The 24,006-nt window shown below is 32.4% G+C and carries 15 protein-coding genes and 1 tRNA gene; 9 read left to right on the top strand and 7 right to left on the bottom strand.

The features are described from left to right. Positions 1-104: 104 nt before the first annotated feature. The 5 genes from ACWYN7_RS16605 to ACWYN7_RS16585 all read right to left on the bottom strand — a co-directional run bounded on the left by ACWYN7_RS16605 (position 105) and on the right by ACWYN7_RS16585 (position 10,725). Positions 105-764: a PQLLE family protein gene (locus ACWYN7_RS16605; RefSeq protein ID WP_462861097.1), complete on the bottom strand. Its 660-nt coding sequence runs from the start codon at positions 762-764 to the stop codon at positions 105-107. A gap of 1,111 nt (positions 765-1,875) precedes the next feature. Next, positions 1,876-3,339, bottom strand: a complete 1,464-nt coding sequence (locus ACWYN7_RS16600; RefSeq protein WP_462861096.1) for a glutamate synthase subunit beta — start codon at positions 3,337-3,339, stop codon at positions 1,876-1,878. Positions 3,340-3,343: 4 nt separating this feature from the next. After that, positions 3,344-7,855 (bottom strand): glutamate synthase large subunit, encoded by a 4,512-nt coding sequence (gltB, locus tag ACWYN7_RS16595; protein ID WP_462861095.1) that lies wholly within the window; start codon positions 7,853-7,855, stop codon positions 3,344-3,346. Positions 7,856-8,379: 524 nt separating this feature from the next. Next, entirely contained in the window at positions 8,380-9,684 is a 1,305-nt protein-coding gene (locus ACWYN7_RS16590) for an ammonium transporter (protein WP_462861094.1), read from the bottom strand. Positions 9,685-9,729: 45 nt separating this feature from the next. Then, a complete protein-coding gene (locus ACWYN7_RS16585) occupies positions 9,730-10,725 on the bottom strand; it encodes an outer membrane beta-barrel protein (RefSeq protein ID WP_462861093.1) in 996 nt (331 codons plus the stop codon). Positions 10,726-10,998: 273 nt separating this feature from the next. Here ACWYN7_RS16585 and ACWYN7_RS16580 point away from each other — a divergent pair, with 273 nt between their 5' ends. After that, positions 10,999-11,781, top strand: a complete 783-nt coding sequence (locus tag ACWYN7_RS16580; protein WP_462861092.1) for a tRNA pseudouridine synthase A — start codon at positions 10,999-11,001, stop codon at positions 11,779-11,781. A gap of 369 nt (positions 11,782-12,150) precedes the next feature. On the opposite strand, the gene ACWYN7_RS16575 is transcribed toward ACWYN7_RS16580, so the two are convergent. Further along, entirely contained in the window at positions 12,151-13,293 is a 1,143-nt protein-coding gene (locus tag ACWYN7_RS16575) for an acyl-CoA dehydrogenase (protein WP_462861091.1), read from the bottom strand. Positions 13,294-13,383: 90 nt separating this feature from the next. Here ACWYN7_RS16575 and ACWYN7_RS16570 point away from each other — a divergent pair, with 90 nt between their 5' ends. The 8 genes from ACWYN7_RS16570 to ACWYN7_RS16535 all read left to right on the top strand — a co-directional run bounded on the left by ACWYN7_RS16570 (position 13,384) and on the right by ACWYN7_RS16535 (position 20,909). Further along, on the top strand, positions 13,384-14,442 hold the full coding sequence (locus tag ACWYN7_RS16570) for an anhydro-N-acetylmuramic acid kinase (RefSeq protein ID WP_462861090.1): 1,059 nt from the start codon (positions 13,384-13,386) through the stop codon (positions 14,440-14,442). Between the two features lie 186 nt (positions 14,443-14,628). Beyond that, entirely contained in the window at positions 14,629-15,861 is a 1,233-nt protein-coding gene (locus ACWYN7_RS16565) for a Glu/Leu/Phe/Val dehydrogenase dimerization domain-containing protein (protein ID WP_462861089.1), read from the top strand. Between the two features lie 16 nt (positions 15,862-15,877). Beyond that, positions 15,878-17,281, top strand: coding sequence for a sodium:proton antiporter NhaD (gene nhaD, locus ACWYN7_RS16560; protein ID WP_462861088.1), 1,404 nt, complete (start codon positions 15,878-15,880; stop codon positions 17,279-17,281). A gap of 143 nt (positions 17,282-17,424) precedes the next feature. Beyond that, positions 17,425-18,114 (top strand): MotA/TolQ/ExbB proton channel family protein, encoded by a 690-nt coding sequence (locus tag ACWYN7_RS16555; RefSeq protein WP_462861087.1) that lies wholly within the window; start codon positions 17,425-17,427, stop codon positions 18,112-18,114. A gap of 41 nt (positions 18,115-18,155) precedes the next feature. Further along, complete coding sequence (locus ACWYN7_RS16550) at positions 18,156-18,548, top strand: ExbD/TolR family protein (protein ID WP_462861086.1); 393 nt, start codon at positions 18,156-18,158, stop codon at positions 18,546-18,548. A 67-nt stretch (positions 18,549-18,615) separates the two neighbouring features. Beyond that, positions 18,616-19,458 carry an energy transducer TonB family protein gene (locus ACWYN7_RS16545; RefSeq protein WP_462861085.1) on the top strand — a complete coding sequence of 281 codons (843 nt, stop codon included), beginning with the start codon at positions 18,616-18,618 and terminating at the stop codon, positions 19,456-19,458. Between the two features lie 105 nt (positions 19,459-19,563). Beyond that, positions 19,564-20,772 carry a bifunctional folylpolyglutamate synthase/dihydrofolate synthase gene (locus tag ACWYN7_RS16540; protein WP_462861084.1) on the top strand — a complete coding sequence of 403 codons (1,209 nt, stop codon included), beginning with the start codon at positions 19,564-19,566 and terminating at the stop codon, positions 20,770-20,772. A 59-nt stretch (positions 20,773-20,831) separates the two neighbouring features. Continuing rightward, positions 20,832-20,909: transfer RNA gene (locus ACWYN7_RS16535), tRNA-Val, on the top strand. A 61-nt stretch (positions 20,910-20,970) separates the two neighbouring features. On the opposite strand, the gene ACWYN7_RS16530 is transcribed toward ACWYN7_RS16535, so the two are convergent. Then, a complete protein-coding gene (locus ACWYN7_RS16530; protein WP_462861083.1) occupies positions 20,971-22,908 on the bottom strand; it encodes a sialate O-acetylesterase in 1,938 nt (645 codons plus the stop codon). Between the last annotated feature and the right edge of the window lie 1,098 nt (positions 22,909-24,006).

Here is a 24,006-nt window from a genome sequence, read left to right as displayed (position 1 = left end):
ATCTTGCTAATACCAAGATCTTTAAACCTCATATCTTACGATATGAGGTTTTTTTATTTTTTATTATTTAGATGCTTATTTTATATCAATTGTAAGATCAGAGCTTAACTTTTAATAATTTTTCCTAAAGATTCTAATAATTGAGGTTCATCTTCTAGGGCGATTCTTGCCATAGCGTAAAAATTACTCATATATTTTTCTAACTTAACAAATGCTTTGTTTTTGGTTTTGGTAGCATTCTGTGCATTTCCTTTGGATTGAATATAGGCTGCTCTTAAACTTTCTAATTCGTTTATGGCTGCTAATGCTTCTGTAACAGATTGTGTTGTGATTTGTACTACTGTTAGTTGACTAACTAAGTTTGGTTGTGCGTTTAATGTGTTGTAAAATAAACTTATAGTTTCTAACCATTTTACATATGATTTAGGGACTGAGCCTGTTAACCCTAGTTCTTTGAGAACTAATGTATCGTTTTTAAAAATGATTTTAGATTTTTTGCGGTCTTTACCATATGTTGCATCGATTTCTATGCGTTTGTTTTCGAAGAGTTTGTAGGCCTTTAGTTTGCTGTCTTCTATTTGTTGGTTTTGTAAGAATTGATTTTTAGCTTCAGTTAACAATGCTTTACCTTCATCAATTTTTGTGGTGTTGTAACCCAATGCTTCCATTAAAGGTTTGATTACTGGGTTGGTTTCTACATTGTGTAATGCAATTCTTGTTGCTTCTAAGATTTCTGATTGTGAGCGTGGGTTTTTTAGTGCCATGGCAATTTATTTATAGTTAATATTCGATTTCTTTTTCGTGGATAAGGAGGTAATTGTATTGATTTAGCTTTCATTACTTTTACGTGGCGTTCCTTGATGATTAAATTTAATTACTCTTTGATAGATTTTACTTACTTTGTGAATAAGTGATATTACTTTGTTAATAAATTGAGTTACTTAGTAGTTCGTATCATTTCTGAACGATTACGTAGGGATGATTAGTAATTCGTTTTTGTTACTTAGTGTTTCTGTAGGGTTACTTTATCATCCGTAGGAAAACTTATAGACGGGTTTTAGTCGTTTTGTGTTCTTGTTGTATAGATTTTGCCACTAATTCACGAATTAATTTGGAAGGTTTTTATTTTGCTAATTGGATTTATGATTATTTTGAGATCTTTTATGTTTAGTTATAAGTTTATACCTACAAGGTTTTAAAAACCTTGCAGGATGTGATGTGTTTGGGATTTCTTTACTACATTTTAAATGAGGATGGTGTTAATTTATAGCGTTTGGTTTTTCTTTTTTTTAATAGATCTGTTATTGATTTTTTTGGGGTTTATACCTACAAGGTTTTAAAAACCTTGCAGGATATGGAGGTGTTTTGGACTTCTTTACTACAGTTGAAATGACATTGGTCTTTGTATAAAGCGTTTGGGGTCTCTTCTTTTTAATAGCTATGATATTGAGTTTTTATGGGTTTATACCTACAAGGTTTTGGAAACCTTGCAGGATGTGATGTGTTTTGGATTTCTTTACTACATTTTAAATGAGGATGATGTTAATTTATAGCGTTTGGTTTTTCTTTTTTTTAATAGCTATGATATTGAGTTTTTTAGGGTTTATACCTATAAGGTTTTAGAAACCTTGCAGGATGTGATGTGTTTGAGGTTTCTTTACTACAGTTGAAATGAGGTTGGTGTTTGGTATATTGAGGTTGGGAATTTTTCTTTTTAATAGATTTGTTATTGCGTTTTTTAGGGTTTATACCTACAAGGTTTTGGAAACCTTGCAGGATGTGACATGTTTGAGGTTTTTCTAATATGGTTGAAATGATAGGATAAAAAAAAGCATCAACTTTACGTTGATGCTTTTTTTTATTGTTTTGTTTGTATTACATGGCTACTAAATCACCGGTAATATCTTTTGATGGTAATTCAGATTTACCCATAAGATATAAATCAACTTGTCTTGCTGCTTCTCTTCCTTCGGAAATAGCCCAAACGATTAAAGATTGTCCTCTTCTCATATCACCTGCAGTAAAGATGTTTGAAACATTAGTTTGGTATTTGCCATACTCTGCTTTGTAATTTGAACGAGCATCTTTTTTAATTCCTAATTTATCAGCTAGCGTGCTTTCTGGACCTGTGAAACCTAAGGCTAATAGCGCTAAATCGCATGGCCAAGTTTTTTCTGTGCCTGCAATTTCTATCAACTGAGGTCTTTGCCCTGGAACCATTTTCCATTCTACATTAACCGTTTTTAAAGCAATTAGTTTTCCATCATCATCTTTTACAAATTCCTTTGTATTGATTAACCAATTACGTTCTACACCTTCTTGATGAGAAGATGAAGTTTTTAATTGTAATGGCCAAAAAGGCCAAGGTGTAGTTGGTGAACGATGACCAGGAGGTTTTGGCATAATTTCGAAATTAACCACAGATTTAGCACCATGTCTATTTGAGGTACCTATACAATCTGAACCTGTATCTCCACCACCAATAACAATAACATTTTTACCAGTTGCTTTAACCTGATCTTTTACTTCTTTACCAAATAATACTTTTGTTTGTTGTGTTAAAAAATCCATAGCTTGTACAACACCATCAGCATCGATACCAGGAGTAGGTAAACTACGTCTTTCTGTTGCACCACCACATAAAACGACAGCATCAAAAGATTTTAATTCTTTTACATCGTAATTTACACCTACATTTACATTGGTTTTAAAAGTAATTCCTTCAGCTTCTAAAATTTTTACTCTTCTATCGATAATTTCTTTTTCCATTTTAAAATTCGGAATTCCATATCGTAAAAGACCACCAACTTCATCATCTCTTTCAAAGACAGTTACTGTATGACCCGCTCTGTTTAATTGTTGAGCAGCTGCTAAACCAGCAGGACCAGAACCTACAATAGCAATTGTTTTATTGGTTCTAGATTTTGGTGGTTGTGGTTTAATCCATCCTTCTTTAAAAGCACGTTCTACGATATTTTTTTCGATATTTTCTATAGATACTGGATCTTCAATAATACCTAAAACACATGATTTTTCGCAAGGAGCTGGACATAATCTACCCGTAAATTCTGGGAAATTATTTGTAGAATGCAAAAGCCATGATGCTTTTTGCCATTCACCTTGATGTACCATATGATTAAAATCGGGTATTAAATTTCCTAAAGGACACCCACTATGGCAAAAAGGAATTCCACAATCCATACATCTAGACCCCTGTTTTGTTATTTCTTTTTCAGAAAGTGGTACTGTAAATTCTTTATAATCTTTTATACGATCTTTTACAGAAGTATATGTTTCATCTTGTCTTTCAAATTCTTTAAATCCTGTTACTTTTCCCATGACATTATGCTATTGTTAATTCTTCTACCATTGGTTCTTCTGTTCTTAAACGTTCTAAAGCACGTTTGTATTCTGTAGGCATTACTTTTACAAAGCGAGTTATTTCTTTGTCCCAGTCTGCTAATAAATCTGTACCTTTTTTACTATCTGTAAATAAAACGTGTTTTTCTATTGTTGCTTTTAAATCTGCAGCATCTTCATCAGAAATTTCTTCAAATTCGATGGTTTCTGTATTACATAAACCGTTTACAAATTTATTTTCTGGATCGTAAACATAAGCAATTCCACCACTCATACCTGCAGCAAAGTTTCTCCCAGTTTTACCTAATACAATTACTTTACCACCTGTCATATATTCACAACAATGATCACCAACACCTTCTACAACTGCAGTAGCACCAGAATTACGAACCGCAAAACGTTCACCTGCAATTCCATTAATGTAAGCTTGACCATTTACGGCACCAAATAAGCAAACATTACCCACAATAATATTTTCATCGGCAATAAAATCTGCTTTGGCTGGTTTTTTAACAATTAATTTAGCACCAGATAAACCTTTACCTAAATAATCGTTGGTATTTCCTTCTAAAATAAAGGTTAAACCATACGCTCCAAATGCTCCAAAACTTTGTCCTGCAGAACCTGTAAAATTAATGTTTAAAGTATCTTCAGGTAAACCTAAATGACCGTATATTTTAGAGATTTCATTACTTACTATTGCCCCAACTGTACGATTAACATTCTTAATTGGATAGGCTAAGTTCATTTTTTCTTTACGATACAAAGCTCTATGAGAGTCTTTTAAGATAGTAAAGTCTAAAACATTTTCTAAATTATGATCTTGTTTTTCGGTGTTTTTAACCGTTAAACTTTTGTATACACTTGGTCTGTGTAAAATGCTAGATAAATCTAAACCTTTAGCTTTGTAATGCTTAATGGCTTTGTTTGCATTTATTTTATGGGTTTGCCCAACCATTTCTGCAAGCGTTCTAAACCCAAGTTGTGCCATAATTTTACGTAATTCTTCAGCTACATAATAGAAGAAGTTAATTACATGTTCTGGAGTACCTTTAAAGTTTTTTCTCAACTCTTTATCTTGTGTAGCAATACCTACTGGACATGTATTTAAATGACATTTACGCATCATTATACATCCAGAAGCTACTAATGGAGCAGTTGCAAAACCAAATTCTTCTGCACCTAATAATGCAGCAATAGCCACATCACGTCCTGTTTTTAATTGTCCATCGCACTCTACAACAATTCTACTTCTTAAATTGTTAAGTACTAAGGTTTGTTGAGCTTCAGATAACCCTAGTTCCCAAGGTAAACCTGCATGTTTTAAAGAGGTTAGAGGAGAAGCTCCTGTACCACCATCGTAACCAGAAATTAAAACAACATCTGCTTTTGCTTTTGCAACTCCAGCAGCAATGGTACCTACACCAACTTCTGAAACTAATTTTACATTAATTCTAGCTTCACGATTTGCATTTTTTAAATCGAAAATTAGTTGTGCTAAATCTTCAATTGAATAAATATCGTGATGTGGAGGAGGAGAAATTAAACCTACAAAAGGTGTAGAGTTTCTTGCATTTGCAATCCAAGGCAATACTTTATAACCAGGTAATTGACCACCTTCTCCAGGTTTGGCACCTTGTGCCATTTTTATTTGTATTTCTTTTGCGTTTGATAAATAGTGAGAAGTTACCCCAAATCTACCAGAAGCTACTTGTTTAATAGCAGAGTTTCTACTATCACCATTAATATCTTTTTGAAAACGTTTTCTATCTTCACCACCTTCACCAGAATTAGATTTACCTCCAATTCTATTCATTGCGATTGCTAAGTTTTCATGAGCTTCTCTAGAAATAGATCCATAAGACATGGCACCCGTTTTAAAACGTTTTACAATATCTGTCCAAGGTTCTACTTCTTCTAACGGAATAGGATCTAAATTATCGAACTCGAATAAACCACGAATGGTCATTAAACTTTCTGCTTGTTCGTTAATTGTTTTTGCGTAAACATCGTAACTTTTCTGATCGCTTAAACGCACAGCTTGTTGCAGTTTAGCAACAGTAGTTGGATTGAATAAATGACGTTCTCCATTTCTTCTCCATCTATAATCACCACCAATATTTAAACTTAAGTTTTTATCAATTTGATTGTCTGGATAGGCTTGTTTGTAACGTTGGTCTATTTCTTTTTCAATTTCGTATAAACCAATACCTTCTATTCTAGATGCAGTGTAAGGAAAATATTTTTCTACAAATTGAGAGTTAAATCCTACAATTTCGAAAATTTGCGAACCTCTATAAGATTTTAAGGTAGAGATTCCGATTTTATTCATCACTTTTAAAACACCTTTACCAATAGCTTTGTTAAAGTTGTCTACTGCTTTTTGCTCATCCATATCAGTAATAAAGCCTTCTTTAACTTGCATTCTGATAATTTCATTTACCATATATGGATTAATGGCACTTGCTCCATAACCAAATAAAGTAGCAAAATGATGTGGCTCACGTGGTTCTGCAGATTCTATAATGATATCGAAATTAGAACGCTTACGCAATCTGTTTAATTGATGATTTACATAAGAACAAGCTAATAAAGCTGGTATTGGTGCATTTTGTTGATTTACACCTCTATCCGAAAGAATTATAATATTCGATTTTCTTTCTAAAGCTTTTTCTATTTGAAGAACAATATCATCTAAAGCATCTTCTAAACCATTTAAACCTTGTGCTTTTGGGTATAAAATATTGATAGTTTCTGCTTTAAAACTTTCAATATCTATATTTCTGATTTTTTCTAAATCTGCATTAGAAATAACAGGATTTTGTATTCTTAACTTACGACATTGTCTGTCTGTAATGCTAAATATATTTCTGTCTTTTCCTAAATTTAAACTAATATCGGTTACAATATTTTCTCTAATTCCGTCTAAAGGCGGATTAGTTACTTGTGCAAATAATTGTTTAAAATAGTTTGATATTAATTGTGGTCTGTCTGATAAAACTGCTAAAGGAGTATCGATTCCCATAGAACCTAAAGCTTCTTTACCACCTTGCGCCATGGGTGTAATTACTTCTTGAATGTCTTCGAAAGTGTAATTAAATAAACGTTGGCGTGTTTTAATATCAATCGTTTCTATTGGACAAGTTTCACTGGTATAAGGAACATCTTTTAAATGCAATCTTGTTTTATCTAACCATTCTTGATATGGTCTTTCTGTAACAATTTTCTTTTTGATTTCTTCGTCATCAATAATTCTACCTTCATTCATATCTACCAAGAACATTCTCCCTGGTTCTAATCTTCCGTGTTTTTCGATGTCTGAAGGATCAATATCTACCACACCAACCTCAGAAGACATGATTAATTTTCCGCTCTTAGTTAAGGTGTACCTAGATGGTCTTAAACCATTTCTATCTAATAAAGCTCCAATATAATCTCCGTCTGTAAAAGGAACAGAAGCAGGTCCATCCCAAGGCTCCATAATACAAGCATTATACTCGTAAAAAGCCTTACGCTCAGGAGACATGGTTTGGTGTTTTTCCCAAGCTTCAGGAATCATCATCATCATAATTTCTGGTAACGAACGTCCTGTATGTGTTAATAATTCTACAACCATATCCATAGAAGCAGAATCAGATTTTCCTGGTAAAATTATAGGGAAAAGTTTCTCTATTTGATCACCAAAAACATCACTTTTCATAATCTCTTCACGTACACGCATTCTACTTACATTACCACGTAAAGTGTTAATTTCTCCATTCTGACACATGTGTCTAAAAGGTTGTGCTAACTCCCAAGTTGGCATTGTATTGGTAGAAAAACGTTGATGCACTAATGCCAAACGTGTTACTAAATCTATTTCTTGTAAGTCTTTGTAATAAGGCCCAATATCTTCTGGCATAATAATACCTTTATAGATAATTGTTGTTATTGATAAACTTGGTATATAAAAATAATTGGCTTCAGAAATTTTAGAATTTCTAATTTCGTGTTCTGCTATTTTACGAGCAGCATATAATTTTGCTTTAAAAGTAGCTTCGTTAATTTCATCGGTTTTACCAATAAAGATTTGCTCTATATTTGGTTCTGAATTCAATGCAATTTCACCAAGTTGAGAAGAGTCTACAGGTACTACTCTCCATCCTAAAACAGATAAACCTTGTTTTTTTACTTCGTTTTCGAAAGTAGTTTTACAAAAATTATATTGATTAGAAACTTTTGGAAGAAACACCATTCCAACAGCATATTCTCTTTGATTAGGAAGCGGAAAATTACAAACTCTTGTAAAGTAATCATGAGGTATATCTATTAATAAACCTGCACCATCACCCGTTTTTCCGTCTGCACTAACACCACCTCTATGTTCTAGTTTTACTAAAATCTCTAAAGCATCGTGAATAATTTGATTTGTCTTTTCTCCATTTAAATTACATATAAAACCAGCTCCACAATTCTCATGTTCAAACTCTGGTAAATATAGTCCTTGTTTCTCCATATGATATTCAATTATATTTACAAAGCTATGTATTTTGTTGAATATATTTCAGTTTTAAAAGATGTTTGATGTAATTTTTGTGATGAAATTAAAAATATCATATTAAAAACATATTTATCATAATTTTAATGTTTCATATTTGTTAAATTCATAAAAAGAAGAAAATTGCCTTTAAAATGTAAATTATAAAGCCGCTTTTGGTTATAAATGTAAAGAATTAGTATTTAATGTTTCTAAATTGATTTCAAGTATTTATTTAGATTTTCTAAAATGGTATTGCTTTTTAATCTTTTTATAAAAAATATTAAAACGTAATTTTTTTATTGTTGTAAAATATACTTCTAGAAGAAGATATCGAAAAATTTTTGATGCAATTTCTGAATTAAAAATACCAACTGAAAGTAATTATTATGCTATTCTTTTTTTGATGAATAGATTAAATAAAAGTTTTTGTGAAAAAAAATCACGCAACTATGTTGCGTGATTTTACTTTTCCATTAATTTTTTTATATCAGATTTAAGACCTATTTGTCTTCATCAAATTCTCTTACTCTTTTTCCAGGATATGCGATAGATCCGTGTTCAGAAATATCTAAACCTTCGATTTCTACTTCTTTAGTTACACGTAATCCCATAGTAGCTTTTAAAACATATAATACTATAAAAGATAAAGCAACAGCCCATACAGCATAAGCTAAAACACCAATTGCTTGCGCACCTAATTGAGCAGCTCCACCACCATTAAATAATCCAATAGCAGTATCACCATCTACACCCCAAAGACCAATAACTAAAGTACCCCAAACACCTGCAATACCATGAACAGAAAAAGCACCAATTGCGTCATCAATTTTTAATTTCTTTTCTACAAATTCTATAGAAAATACTACTATGATACCACCAATTAAACCAGCTAATACAGCACCACCAGCAGTCATGTTACCACAACCAGCAGTAATACTTACTAAACCAGCTAATGCACCATTTAAAGTTTGTCCTAAGTTTGGTTTACCATACCAAATCCAAGTAGTAATTAAAGCACCTAATCCACCAGCTGCAGCAGCTAAGTTTGTAATTAAAACTACGTTAGAAGCACCAGTTGCATCATCGCCACCCCAAGCTAATTGAGATCCACCATTAAAACCAAACCATCCAAACCAAAGGATAAATACCCCTAAGGTTGCTAATATTTGGTTGTGTCCTGGTATTGGTAATACTTTACCATCTACATATTTACCAATTCTTGGTCCCACCATATAAGCAGCAACTAAAGCAGCCCATCCACCTACAGAGTGTACAATAGAAGAACCTGCAAAATCGATAAACTCAGCTGGCATAATACCTTCAGTGTCGTTTAACCAACCACCATTCCATTCCCATCCTCCTGAGATTGGGTAAATTATAGCAGTCATCACTAAAGAAAATATGATATAGGTAGTATATTTAGTTCTACCTGCTATGGCTCCAGATACAATTGTTGCAGTTGTTGCAGCAAACATTGTTTGGAAGAATAAGTCAGCTCCTTCTCCTTGGAATAATCCACTCCAAAAGAACCATCCGTTAGAAGTGTCTCCGTACATTAAAGAGTACCCTACCAACCAGAAAGTGATAGAACCTACACAGATATCTAGCAAGTTTTTCATTGCTATGTTTACTGCGTTTTTAGATCTTGTCATACCAGATTCTACTAATGTAAATCCTGCTTGCATTAAGAATACTAAGATACCTGCAATTAGCATCCAAAGCATTCCCATATCTCCATTTACTTGCTCTAAAACTTTTGCAGCTTCAGAAGGAGTATCTTGAAATAGTGTTAAAAATAAACTCATGTTTTATGTGTATTAGTTAGTAATTAATAGTTGACTTTCTTTTTCTTAGAAAGAGTAGATTGCAGCTATAGTGAAAGCAGATAAGCTATTTGTAGCCATACCATCATTGTCAAAATATGGGTCACTATTATCCCATCCATCTAATCTAAATTCAGGTTTAATGATTAAGTTGTCTACTGTATAACTTCCTGTTAAAGTTAAACCTAAAACACTCTCGTCATTATTTGCATCACCATGTAAAGCGAAAATTTCACTTCTTAAACCTAAAGAAAAGTTTTCTGAAGTTGCTAATTGTGGGTATAAAGCTACACCATAGAAACCAGAACCATCGTTGTCATTATATGCAGCATTTATTCCTAAGAAGAAACTTTCAGATACATCAAAACCACCAGTATAATCAATTTCGAAACCTAATCCTCCATTGTTTCCACTATCATAGTATAAGTTAAGGTATTGACCTTTATATCCTAATTGAGTACCAAATGCATATTCACCTGTCATAGATGTGTCATTTGTATCCCAAGGATTTGTAATTGCTAACATTAAGCTAAAATCTTCAGATAAAGTAAAATCTGCTTTTAAACCCATGTGAGAAAAAGGTCCGTTAGAAAATAAGTAAGACGTACTGTAGTTAAAGTTGGCTGCAGGCGCAATAACTTCATACCCTAAAAAAGTATTCCATCTACCAAAAGTTAACGTAGTGTTTTCAGAAACATTCCAGTAAACATAAGCTTGGTTTACGATACCATCAACAATGTCAGAATTAAAAGTAGCTCCAGCACCTTTAGGTCCAGTAACTAAGTCTAAAACAGCTCCAGCATTTGCTCCTTCATAACTAGCAATAATATTTGCCATACCTAAAGCAAATCCAGATTTACCAGCAAATGCAGTTCCAAAAGAAGGACCAGAGTTATCAGGAGCACTTAAATACGTTTGATAGTACGCATCAACAGAACCGCTAATTGTTAATTTTTTTTCTTCTTCTTGTGCATTTACTAACAAGCTGCTTGCTAATAATAAAGTAAAAATAATTTTTTTCATAATAGTGTTCGTTTTAGTTTTTATTGATTTTTATTATTTGAACGCTCCAAATGTAAATATTTAATTTAATCTAACAAGGGGGGTAAATTTTCAAAACGTGTTTTTTGAAGGTGTACCCCTTAAAAAAAAGGGGGTTAATTTGAGATAACTTTATTTTAACGTTTATTTAAGGTAAAAAATGTTAGGTTCGTAAAAAAGTTCCTTATAATTTTGAGATATTCATAAAAATGCACTTTTTGTAAAAAAAAATGCAATTATTGTACATTTGCACTTATGAAATATTCAGTTTCTTACTTGATTTGCTTACAATTCCTTGGTTTTCGTTTTTCTGGATGGCAAAAACAAAAAAATGCAAAAACCTTGCATGAAATGGTAGATAAAACCTTGTCTTTTATATTGTTAAAAGGTGGTTTTAAAACCATTGGTGTTGGTAGAACAGATGCTAAGGTTTCTGCAAATTGTTACTATTTTCAGTTGTTTACAAATTCGGTTTTAGAAGAAAATGCCTTTTTAAAATTGTTAAATGCTAACTTTTCTGCCGATTTTAGAGCAATTTCGGTTCAGAAAATAGACCGAAATTTTAATATTATTGGGGCAGATAAAATTAAAGAATATCATTATTACTTTTCTTTTGGCGGTAAGAATAATCCGTTTGCGGCTCCTTTTTTAGTGAATGTAGAAGACGATTTAGATATAAATCTTATGCAAAAAGGAGCACAGCTTTTTGAGGGCGAACATTACTTTCATAAATATTGCACCAAACCTTCTGCCAACACTATTTTTAAAAGAACCATAGATAGTTGTAAAATTGTAGAGAACGATGTTTTAATGGCAAACTTTTTTCCTGAAAAGTCTTATATATTAAAAGTAAAAGGGAAAGGCTTCTTAAGATATCAAATAAGATTAATGATGGCAACATTGTTTGAATTGGGTAAAGGCAATATAGATCTAACATTTATAGAAGCTTCTTTACAAGAAGATAACGATCGAAAATTTTTAAGAAATATTGCGCCTGCTTCTGGTTTGCAATTGTATCATATTGAGTTTAGAGTGTAAGGCAATTGTTGATGGGTTTTTATAAGATTTTTTCATATTAGTTATATTGAAATCGTATTAAATATTCACTTCCTTTCTAGAAGGAAATTCCGTTGGCAAGTATTTGCGTGAGCGATAGGAACGACATCCTTTTTTTTGTGTTTGTAAATAAGGAATTAGTTGGCAATAAATAGAATGATTTTTTTAAAAGCAATAAGATTAGTATAGTCGCTCAAAAAAAAAGATACAGTGGATAGCGCGGTTTTTGTTTTTTTACAAAAACACGCCCAAAAAAAATCCACCTGAAAAAGAAAGATGGATTTTATACTATTGTATAAGGTTCTATTTTTTTTAAAGGATGTAATCTTAGACTACGCTTTAAGAGCTGTTTTATCCTTTGATAACGCCTCTAGAAATTACAATTTTCTGAATTTCTGAAGTGCCTTCGTAAATTTGTGTGATTTTTGCATCGCGCATTAAACGTTCTACATGATATTCTTTAACAAAACCATTTCCTCCATGAATTTGTACAGCTTCTACAGTTTGCTCCATTGCCACTTTAGATGCATATAATTTTGCCATGGCAGATGCCATATCGTAATTTTTACCTTGATCTTTGGTCCAAGCAGCTTTCATAACCAGCATTCTAGCTGCTTCAATTTCGGTGTACATGTCTGCCAATTTAAACGCAATGGCTTGATGGTTGCAAATTTCTGTGCCAAAAGCTTTACGCTCTTTAGAGTATTTTAAAGCCAATTCATAAGCGCCAGCAGCAATACCTAAGGCTTGTGCAGCAATACCAATTCTACCACCAGAAAGCGTTTTCATGGCGAATTTAAAACCAAAACCATCTTCGCCAATTCTGTTTTCTTTCGGTACTTTTACATCGTTAAATTGTAAGGTATGTGTGTCTGAACCACGTATGCCTAATTTGTCTTCTTTTGGGCCAATATGAAAACCTTCAGTGCCTTTTTCTACAATAAATGCGTTAATTCCTTTATGGCCTTTTTCACGATCGGTTTGGGCAATTACCAAATATACATCAGAACGTCCGCCATTGGTAATCCAGTTTTTGGTTCCGTTAATTAGATAATGATCGCCTTTGTCAATTGCAGTTGTGGCTTGCGATGTTGCATCAGAACCCGCTTCTGGTTCAGACAAACAAAAAGCACCAATTTGCTCTCCAGACGCTAATTTGGTTAAATATTTTTGTTTTTGAGCTTCGGTTCCAAAAGCTTCTAAGCCATAACAAACTAAAGAATTGTTTACAGAAACCATTACAGAAGCAGAAGCATCAATTTTAGACAGTTCTTCCATAACCAAAACATAAGAAATGGTGTCCATTCCACTGCCTCCATATTTAGGATCTACCATAATCCCCATAAAACCAAGGGCTCCCATTTTTTTTACTAATTCATCTGGGAATTCTTGTTTGTTGTCTCTTTCTATAACACCTGGTAATAATTCAGTTTTAGCAAAATCTCTTGCTGCATCACGTATCATTATGTGTTCTTCTGTTAGGCTAAAATCCATATTGTGTTTTTTATTATATTCGTAATTAAAGTCTACAAATATATCGATTTCGTAATATATTTTGATAATAGTTTTGTTATTTTTACAAATATGATGAAGAACAAAATTTTTGCTATTGGTGTGATGTCTGGAACCTCTTTAGACGGAGTAGATTTGGTTTATGTAAAGTTTGATAAAAAGAACTATCAAAATTTTGAGATTTTACATTCAGAAACCCTAAGTTATACTTCTAAATGGAAAAAGGTGCTGCAAAATGCCATCCATTTAAGTAAAAAAGAATTGGAAGATTTAGATATTACCTATGGAGCACTTTTGGGTGATATGATTCTTCAATTTATGACAAAGCATCATATAAAACATATTGATTTTATTGCTTCGCATGGACATACTGTTTTACATCAACCTGAAAATGGAATCACTTTACAAATTGGTGATGGAGCTACAATTGCAAAAATTACCCAACAAAAAGTGGTTTGCGATTTTAGAACTCAAGATGTGCAATTGGGTGGACAAGGAGCGCCTTTAGTGCCTATTGGTGATGCCTTATTGTTTCCGAGTTATGAGTATTGCATCAATTTAGGCGGGTTTTCTAACATCTCTTATCAGAAAGAACATCAAAGAATCGCTTTTGATATTTGTCCTGTAAATATTGTTTTAAATTTTTATGCCAATACATTGGGATATGCGTATGATGCTTCTGGAGCTATAGCAAAATCAGGGCAAATCAATCAACGACTTTTAATCGCCTTAAATAGGTTAGAATATTATCAAAAACAAGCACCAAAATCATTAGGATTAGAATGGGTGCAACAAAATGTTTTTCCGATAATCCATCAGTTAGAAGGTAATGTGCCCAATATTTTAAGAACTGTGGTAGAGCATATTGCCATACAGATTAGTGCAGTTATAAAGGGCAATGCATCGCTTTTGTTTACAGGAGGTGGCGTTTTTAATACTTTTTTAATGGAGCAGATTGCTTATTACTCAAATGTTAAAATTGGTTTACCAGATCATAAATTAATCCACTTTAAAGAAGCCTTAATCTTTGCGTTTTTAGGTTTGTTAAAGATTGATAATCAGGTAAATTGCTTGGCAAGTGTAACTGGCGCACAAAAAGACCACTCTTCTGGCGTTATTTTTAACGTTTAGTTCGTTACAAAATTAATTTGAACAATCATTTTTTTACTGTAAGTTTGTAGGGATATCGCAATATTTTATAATAATTTAAAATCAATTTTAAAAATGAATCAACTTTAACTTTTTCCAATTAGTTTTTAATTCAAAGCGGAAAAAGAAAATAGCAAATCGAAGTTGAATAGTTACTGAAATTTTAAAATGAAAGAATTATTAAAAATATACGAAAACAAACAGCCAGAAATTGTATTTCATTGGAAAGATCAAGAAAGTGAAGCAGAAGGATGGACAGTCATCAACTCATTAAGAGGTGGTGCTGCAGGAGGAGGAACCAGAATGCGTAAAGGTTTGAATAAGAATGAGGTATTGTCTTTGGCCAAAACTATGGAAGTAAAATTCACAGTTTCTGGACCTGCCATTGGTGGTGCAAAATCGGGCATTAATTTCGATCCAAACGACCCAAGAAAAAGAGGGGTTTTAGAACGTTGGTACAAAGCTGTTACCCCTTTGTTAAAACATTATTATGGTACAGGAGGCGATTTAAATGTAGATGCAGATAAAGATGTAATTCCCATTACCGAAAGTTGTGGAGTTTGGCATCCGCAAGAAGGTATTTTTAACGGACACTTTAAACCTTCTGAAGCTGATAAAATCAATAGAATTGGTCAGTTAAGAATGGGCGTAATTAAAGTAATAGAAGATAAAGCCTATTCGCCAGACATCTCTAAAAAATATACGGTTGCAGATATGTTAACAGGCTATGGAGTGGCTGAGGCTGTAAAACATTATTACGCCATTTATGGAGGTGATGTAAAAGGCAAAAGAGCCATTGTTCAGGGGTTTGGAAATGTAGGTGCTGCTGCAGCGTATTATTTAACGGTATTGGGTGCAAAAGTTGTGGGAATTATAGATAAAGATGGAGGGGTAATCAACCAAAATGGTTTTACACAACAAGAAATGACAGCTTTGTTTTTAGCTAAAGAAGGGAATAAATTGACATCAACACATATGATTTCTTTTGATGAAATGAATGAGAAAATTTGGAGCTTACCTGCAGAAATATTTGTGCCGGCTGCAGCTTCTCGATTGGTGTCTAAAGCGCAAGTGCAACAAATGATAGAAGCAGGTTTAGAAGTCATCTCTCCAGGGGCAAATGTACCTTTTGCAGATAAAGAAATTTTCTTTGGCCCAATTATGGAGTATACAGACAATCATCTAAGTTTATTGCCAGACTTTATTTCTAACTGTGGTATTGCCAGAGTTTTTGCATATCTGATGGAAGCAAAAGTAGATTTGCCAATGCAAGATAAAGCCATCTTTAATGATACCTCGAAGATCATTAAAAAAGCACTGCTTAAAACATTTAAAAAGAGTGCTTCTAAAACTAAAATATGTTCAACAGCATTCGAAATAGCATTAAAACAATTAATCTAAATAATAAATAAAAAAAATGGAATCAGTAATTATTATTGTATTTGTAATGGGGTATTTGGCCATTACTTTAGAGCACAATTTAAAATTAGACAAATTAATTCCTGCCTTAATTATGATGGCAGTTTGTTGGGCTCTGGTGGCACTTGGAGTAGATAATTTTACAAATTGGTTTGATTCTGCAAATCACGGTTTAGTAGATGGTTTTGCGTCTATGGGACATGAAGATAAATTGCATTTGGTAGAAGAAACTTTATTGCATCACTTAGGTAAAACTGCAGAAATTTTGGTGTTCTTATTAGGTGCGATGACAATTGTAGAAATTATCGATTACTTCGACGGATTTTCTACCATTAAAGGATACGTAAATTTTAAAAGTAAAAAGAAACTTTTATGGATGTTCGCAATTTTGGCGTTCATTTTATCAGCAATTATAGACAACTTAACTGCAACAATTGTATTGATTTCTATCTTACAAAAAATTGTAAAAACTAGAGACGATAGAATTTGGTTTGCGGGTTTAATAATTATTGCAGCAAACGCAGGTGGTGCTTTTTCACCAATTGGAGACGTAACAACCACAATGCTTTGGATTGGAGATAAAGTAAGTACAGGAATGTTATTCACGTATTTATTTTTACCATCATTATTATGTATGGTAGTACCTACCTTTATTGCTACTTTTTTACCTGCTTTTAAAGGTGAAATTGATTTTGATGAAAATGAAGTTGAAAAACCAAAAAGTCAGCACAGTGCAACTATGCTATATTTAGGGTTGGGTGCCATTTTATTTGTACCTGTTTTTAAAACGGTAACACATTTACCACCTTATGTAGGTATGATGTTGTCTTTAGGTATTGTAGCTACTTTTGCTGAGATTTACAGTAACTCTAAATTTGCGTTATCAACCGTAGAAGGAGAGCAGGCAGAAGAGCACCAAGAACATGCAACACACAGTCCTGTACATGCGTCTTTATCTAAAATAGAAATGCCAAGTATTTTATTTTTCTTAGGTATTTTAATGGCAGTGGCTGCTTTAGAATCATTGGGAATTCTATTTAATTTTGCAGATAGTTTAAAACAAGGGATTCCTTTAATAGGTACTGAATTAGAAGGTACAGTAGTTTCAGATTTGGTAGTATTATTATTAGGTATTGGTTCTGCTGTAATTGATAATGTACCCTTAGTAGCGGCAAGTTTAGGAATGTTCTCAGAAGGGTTAGACAATCCATTATGGCACTTTATCGCATTTTCTGCAGGTACAGGAGGTTCTATGTTAATTATTGGTTCTGCTGCTGGTGTTGTAGCCATGGGTATGGAAAAGATCGATTTCTTTTGGTATTTGAAAAAGATATCTTGGTTGGCATTGATCGGTTTTTTAGTAGGATCTTTAACTTTTATCGTACTAAGAATGTTTGTGTAATCAAATGTTAATAAAAATATAAATGTCATTTTGTATGAATTACAAAATGGCATTTTTTTTGCTATAATTGAAAGCGAATTGTTACCTTGAAACAATTTTAAAAAAGAAAAGACGTTAGTATATAAACATAAAAAAATAGTTGAATGATATCATTTTTTCAAGAAAATAAAGACCTATTAGAAGAAGCTGTTCAAGAAGAAAAAACACTTTCTATCTACAAGTTAATTATGGATGGTGGTTTAGGAGGTCAAATAATTATTGGCTTACTTTTTGTTTTGCTAACAGTCGCCTTGTATATTTATTTTGAACGTTTTTTTGCGATAAAAGCAGCTGCAAAAGTGGACAAGAATTTTATGAATCAAATTAAAGATTTTGTTTCTAACGGAAATTTAGAATCGGCAAATGCACTTTGTAAAAGTAAAAATTCGCCCACAGCAAGATTAATAGGGAAAGGAATTTCTAGAATTGGTAAACCTTTAGATGATATCAATACAGCTATAGAAACTGCAGGTAAATTAGAAGTGTATCAACTAGAAAAAAATGTATCTGTTTTAGCAACCATAGCTGGTGCAGCACCAATGATTGGTTTTTTAGGAACTGTAATAGGAATGATTATCGCCATTCACGAAATTGCAAATGCTGGTGGTCAAATTGATATTAAAATGCTTTCTGACGGATTATATACAGCCATGACAACCACAGTTGCAGGGTTAATTGTAGGGATTATTGCGTATATTACCTACAATCATTTGGTGGTTAGAACCAATAAAGTTGTCTATCAAATGGAAGCAAAATCAGTTGAGTTTTTAGATTTACTAAATGAGCCAGTTTAAGAGCGTTTAAAATTCAAGATGAATAACCCTGAAAGCAAAGTATGAACTTAAGAGGAAGAAATAAAGTAGATCCATCATTCAATATGTCGTCAATGACAGATATTGTTTTTTTATTGCTGATATTTTTCATGCTCACATCAACCTTAGTTACGGTTAGTGCTATCGATGTTTTGTTGCCCAAAGCTGGTGGAAAAACAGAAAACAGTAAATCTGTTGCGGTTACCATTACCAATAATTCACTTTTTTATATTGATAAAACCAAGGTTAATGCTTCTTTGTTAGAAAGTGAAATTTTAAGAAGTGTAGGTGCAGATAAAAAGAAAACCATTGTAATTCGTGGAGATCAAGATGTGCCTTATAAAAATGTTATGAAAGTGATAGATATTGCCAATAAAAACAAATTAAAAATGATTTTAGCGGTAAAAGGAAAGTAAATACAATTGTCAGTTCGAGTGATTTTCTGATTGAAATGAGGAAAATTGTATCGAGAACTTTATAAATATGCCAATATTAGATACCAAACATAAACGAAAATCAGCAATAATCACCTCAATAATTTTGGTGATGTTACTTTTTGTGATTTTTAATTATGGGATGAACTATTTAGATCCGCCAGAAGAATACGGATTAGCGATTAATTTTGGTGATGCCAATGTAGGTAGTGGAGAACCTGTTTCTAAAACCAAACAAGCACCAGCTACTGAAGTAATCGAAAAAGAAGAAGTGGTTGAGGAAGAAGAGGAGGTATTAGAAACGCCTGAAGAAACCCTGCATGAAGAAATTATTACAGAAGAAACTGCCAAAGAAGTTCCTGTGGTAGAAAAGGTAAAAGAAGTTAAAAAAGAACCAGTTAAAGAGGTAGAAAAAAAAGAAATTCCCAAAGAAAAACCAAAACCGAAACCAAGACCATCCAAAGAAACTACAGATGCGTTAAATAGTTTGTTAAACGGAAATGTTTCAGATGGTTCACCAAAAGGCGAAGGAGATGATCAAATAGATGGTGTAAAAGGAAAAGTGAATGGCGATCCAGATGCGAATAAGTATTATGGAAATACAGGAAGTGGTTCTGGAGGGAATTATAATTTAGCCGGACGAAAAGCTTTATCAAAACCCAAAGAGCAACCTGATTGCCAAGAAGAAGGTATTGTGGTGGTTCGCATCACCGTAAATAAAAACGGAAAAGTTATTCGTGCAATTCCGGGTGTAAAAGGCTCAACCAATACAGCAGCTTGCTTGTTAAAACCGGCTAAAGAAGCCGCCTTAAAAACCACTTGGAATGCAGATGAAAAAGCACCTGTAAATCAAACCGGAACTATTATTTATAAGTTTTCGCTCTCTAAATAATGCTTATTTTTGTTTTCTAAATGTCACCTTGAGCATTACTGAAATCAAAATATATTTTGATTGAAAGTAAGAAACGAAGTTTGCGAAAGGTCTCACAAATAACCTATGACGTATAAAGAAACCTTAAACTGGATGTTTGCCCAATTGCCTATGTATCAAAAAGTAGGGAAAACCGCATTTAAAAAAGATCTAACCAATATTTTAGCGTTTTCTAAAGCATTAGCACACCCAGAAAAAAAGTTCAAAAGCATACATGTTGGGGGCACAAATGGTAAAGGTTCAACTTCTCATATGTTGGCTTCAATTTTACAAGAAGCAGGGTATAAGGTCGGTTTATATACCTCACCACATTTAAAAAACTTTACAGAAAGAATACGAATCAATGGTGATGAAATCCCTAAAGAAAAGGTCACTACATTTATAGCAAAGCACAAAACCTTTTTAGAAACTCAAAAACTTTCATTTTTTGAAATGACAGTAGGCTTGGCTTTTGATTATTTTGCCAACGAAAATGTAGATATTGCCATTATTGAAGTCGGTTTAGGTGGACGATTGGATTCCACAAACATCATTACACCAGAAATTTCAGTGATTACCAATATTGGTTTAGATCATACCCAATTTTTAGGAGAAACATTGCCAGAAATCGCTTTTGAAAAAGCGGGAATTATAAAAGAAAACATTCCTGTTGTTATCGGAGAAAAACAAGAAGAAGTTGCGCAGGTCTTTTTGCAAAAGGCTCAAGAAACAAAATCCCCACTTTATTTTGCTTCCGAAAGTTCAGAAAAGTTTGCAACAGATTTGTTAGGTGATTATCAGCAAAAAAACGCCAAAACTGCAGTTATGGCCATACAAAACTTATCAGGTTTTAAGGTGACCACAGCACAGATTCAAAAAGGATTGATGAAGGTAGTAGAAAATACCAATTTAAAGGGCAGATGGCAAATTTTACAAGAGACTCCCAAAGTAATTTGTGATACTGCGCATAACAAAGAAGGGTTAAGTGTTGTATTGGCCCAATTGAAAAAAGAAAAATACAAGCAATTGCATATGGTATTAGGAGTAGTAGCGGATAAAAAATTAGAAGATATTTTGCCTCTTTTTCCAAAAACAGCAACCTATTATTTTTGCAAGCCCAATATTCCGAGAGGACTTTCAGAACAAGAATTACAAACCAAAGCCAAAAATTTTGATTTAATTGGAAAAAAATATGCATCCGTTAAAAATGCCTATGATAATGCCTTAATGAGTGCAAATCAGCAAGATATAATTTATGTGGGAGGTAGCACATTTGTAGTTGCAGAAATAATTTAAAATAAATTTCATTTTTTATTTGTCAGATTTAAAAACAGTGTTATATTTGCAACCGCTTAGGGCAATTAGCTCAGTTGGTTCAGAGCACTTGGTTTACACCCAAGGGGTCAGGGGTTCGAATCCCTTATTGCCCACCAAAATAAAATCCTTCACAATTTGTGAAGGATTTTTTGTTTTTATTAGTTTTTTTGAATGAGGTTAATTTACAGTGTATTTATTTTTTAAAGTAATCGTTTTCCAATTGTCCGTTCTAAAAGGTGCAGCTGGAAAATTTTCTTTGTTATATAGGTTGCATTCGCCTGCGTCATCGCTCCATCCATAATGTACCGCTTTTGGGTTGGTTACATTTTTATTGTACACCACTACTTTGTTACCTTCAATATGTGCCTTTGCAAAATGAAAAACTTTATCAACTCCAGCGATTTCAAATCCTTTTAAATATCCGTATTTATCTGTAGTGGTTAGTCCATCTCCTATACCATCAAAAGTTAAAATAATTTTATCTCCTTTAATTTCCATAGATTTATAAGTAGGACTATTGTATGGTTTGTTAAGAACAATTGCAGCTAAACGTTTTCCAACATCTTGTTTGTTTTTTGGATGAATATCAATTGCGTTTCCAATATCTGTAGTTACAACCATCTCTGTGTTTTTAACTGTTTTGTTTGTGTAATCTTGCGCCTCTCTTAATTCTGCCCATTGGCTACCCTTATTACTGTTCCCATTTGCTTCGTTAAAAGATGATAGCTGCACAAAATAGAAAGGAAAGTCACCTTGATTCCATTTATTTCTCCAATCTTGTATTAATAAAGGAAATGCAGTTTTATATTGATGCGCTCTACTGGCATTAGATTCTCCTTGATACCATAATACGCCATTAATTGAGTATGAAGTTAATGGGTTAATCATTGCATTGTATAATAATGAAGGGTATTTGTTTGGCGAAACTTTAGAATTTATTACGTTTACTACTTTATATTTCCACTTTCCAGATAATTCTATAATAGTGTTTTTTAAAGTTAGTTTTAAGTCAGATTTATCGCCCCATATTCCACCACCATTTCTGTAATCTGTTACTTTAATGGCAATCGTATTAACACCTTCTTTTAAAATATTTTTATTTATTTTATAGCGCCTTTTTTGGTTATAAATATTTGTAGTTCCAACTTCAACACCATTTACATATGTAATATCTTGGTCGTCAATTTTTGCCAATTCTAAGGTAGCTTCTTTTTCAGCATCTTCTTTAGATATTATAATTGATTTTCGAAACCACACAGTTCCGTCTATATCTTCCAGTTCTTGAGCTTCCCAAAATTGTGGTACATTCATTTCTGGCCATTTGGCATCATTAAAAACTTGTTCTTTAAAAGCGTATTCTTGCGAATTATCAACCTTACTACCTTGAATTTTTTCAATTCTATTCTTTAAAATCTTTATTTTATTTTCTTGAGGAAGATTAATGTCTATAGTAGGTATCTTTTCAGCTATACCTATAAATTCATCACTAGACTCAAAAGCTTCTTTGCTTATCCAAGTTTCAATACAAGTACCGCTCCAAGAAGTGTTAATAATACCAACAGGAATACCTAATTCTTTATGTATTTTTTTAGCGAAAAAATAGCCTACAGCAGTAAATTCTGCTATTGTGTTTTTATTTGTAGTTTTCCATTGGGTGGTTTTTATTTTTTCTTTCGGTATATGATTCATATCGTTGTTAACCAAAAATTGACGAATTAAAGGGTAGTCTGAATCTTTTAATTCTTCAGTAAAATTAAGAGCTCGGTTTACTGTAAAACCCATATTAGATTGTCCGCTACAAACCCATACGTCACCAATTAACACATCATTTATAACAATAGTATTTTTACCTTTAATAGTCATTTTAAAAGGACCTCCAGCTTTTTCAGCTTTCAATTTAGCTGTCCATTTACCAAATTTATTTGCTTTTGTTTTTGTTTTTTTATTATTAAAAAAAATACTTACTGTTTCATTAGGTTTAGCCCATCCCCAAACTGTTATGGGTTTGTTTCTTTGTAAAACCATTCCATCAGAAAACAGCATTGGTAATTCTACGTTTGCGTACAGAAAAGCATTGAAAAATAATAGTGTGATTAAAAAGTATTTTTTCTTCATATTAAATTTAATTTTAAATTATTTAATTTATAAATCGTTTTTCTATCAAATGTGTAATGAACGCAATTAATCTCTAAATTATTGTAAATTACTAGTTTTATTTTGATCATTGATGTTTAATAAAAAATATTAAAATTCTAAATAATTGATTTTGTGAGTGATGTGTAGATCTTTTTTATTGCTTTTAGTATTTTTATCAATAACTAAGGTATTCAAAAAAAAATCAAACTAATTTTTGATTTTGTGCTATTATAGAAGGTGATTTGAATGAATTAAATAGCAGTTAAAATATTAGGAAAATAAAAGTAGTAACTGAAGGAGTTAGTTTTATTGGATCTAATCTCTGTGAAGCTTTATTTTATTGAAATAATAAAATAGTTTATTTAGATAATTTTTATAGAAAATATTTTCTTATTATTCTTCATTTTAAAAAAAAATGTAAGCATATAAAATTATGAAATCAGATAAAAAAAACCTTTACAAGTGATGTGTAATTTATAAATTATGCATAAGTATTGGAGAGTCTAAAAAAGAAGAACTCTATGTTTCTCACGCCTCTAAATTGAGCTCTAAAAGCAGATCAAATCTAAAAGTTGTGGGGTTTTAATGAAATTGAACAATGTCATTCCGACCTTGTGGAGGAAACTCGTTGTTCGTTGCTCGTTTTTCGATTTTCGTTTCTGGTTGATAATAGATAGCTTAAACAATTAAACAATTAAACAATTAAACAATTAAACAACTAAACAACTAAACAACTAATCAGCTAACCAGTTAAACCATTATGCATTTAGCCCTTGGTTTTGCATTTGTATTAAAGTAAGGTTTGTCTTGTAATAAAGAGATTTCTCGGTTCCGCTATCGCTCTACTCGAAAATACAGGTTGATATTGAATGGAGAATATATATGTCATTCCGATCTTGTGGAGGAATCTGTTTTTGTTATTCGATATTCGTTATTGGATGTTCGTTATTCGATGGATGACGACCGATATTCGATGTTCGTTGTTTGTTTTTCCTATTTGATTTACCGACATACTTTAATTTTCTGTAAAAATTCAATATCGCTGTAACTGAGGAGTGTCCAAAGAGTGAAACGGTC

This window comes from Polaribacter sp. M10, from assembly GCF_054968445.1.
This window is presented reverse-complemented; position numbering and strand designations above follow the sequence as displayed.

Excerpts from the sequence above, each read along its gene's own strand:
- ACWYN7_RS16565 (WP_462861089.1), top strand. The coding sequence starts at position 14,629 with ATGAAAGAATTATTAAAAATATACGAAAACAAACAGCCAGAAATTGTA.
- gltB (WP_462861095.1), bottom strand. The coding sequence starts at position 7,855 with ATGGAGAAACAAGGACTATATTTACCAGAGTTTGAACATGAGAATTGT.
- ACWYN7_RS16575 (WP_462861091.1), bottom strand. The coding sequence starts at position 13,293 with ATGGATTTTAGCCTAACAGAAGAACACATAATGATACGTGATGCAGCA.
- ACWYN7_RS16585 (WP_462861093.1), bottom strand. The coding sequence starts at position 10,725 with ATGAAAAAAATTATTTTTACTTTATTATTAGCAAGCAGCTTGTTAGTA.
- ACWYN7_RS16600 (WP_462861096.1), bottom strand. The coding sequence starts at position 3,339 with ATGGGAAAAGTAACAGGATTTAAAGAATTTGAAAGACAAGATGAAACA.
- ACWYN7_RS16590 (WP_462861094.1), bottom strand. The coding sequence starts at position 9,684 with ATGAGTTTATTTTTAACACTATTTCAAGATACTCCTTCTGAAGCTGCA.
- ACWYN7_RS16545 (WP_462861085.1), top strand. The coding sequence starts at position 18,616 with ATGCCAATATTAGATACCAAACATAAACGAAAATCAGCAATAATCACC.
- ACWYN7_RS16540 (WP_462861084.1), top strand. The coding sequence starts at position 19,564 with ATGACGTATAAAGAAACCTTAAACTGGATGTTTGCCCAATTGCCTATG.
- ACWYN7_RS16605 (WP_462861097.1), bottom strand. The coding sequence starts at position 764 with ATGGCACTAAAAAACCCACGCTCACAATCAGAAATCTTAGAAGCAACA.
- ACWYN7_RS16570 (WP_462861090.1), top strand. The coding sequence starts at position 13,384 with ATGATGAAGAACAAAATTTTTGCTATTGGTGTGATGTCTGGAACCTCT.
- nhaD (WP_462861088.1), top strand. The coding sequence starts at position 15,878 with ATGGAATCAGTAATTATTATTGTATTTGTAATGGGGTATTTGGCCATT.
- ACWYN7_RS16550 (WP_462861086.1), top strand. The coding sequence starts at position 18,156 with ATGAACTTAAGAGGAAGAAATAAAGTAGATCCATCATTCAATATGTCG.
- ACWYN7_RS16555 (WP_462861087.1), top strand. The coding sequence starts at position 17,425 with ATGATATCATTTTTTCAAGAAAATAAAGACCTATTAGAAGAAGCTGTT.
- ACWYN7_RS16580 (WP_462861092.1), top strand. The coding sequence starts at position 10,999 with ATGAAATATTCAGTTTCTTACTTGATTTGCTTACAATTCCTTGGTTTT.
- ACWYN7_RS16530 (WP_462861083.1), bottom strand. The coding sequence starts at position 22,908 with ATGAAGAAAAAATACTTTTTAATCACACTATTATTTTTCAATGCTTTT.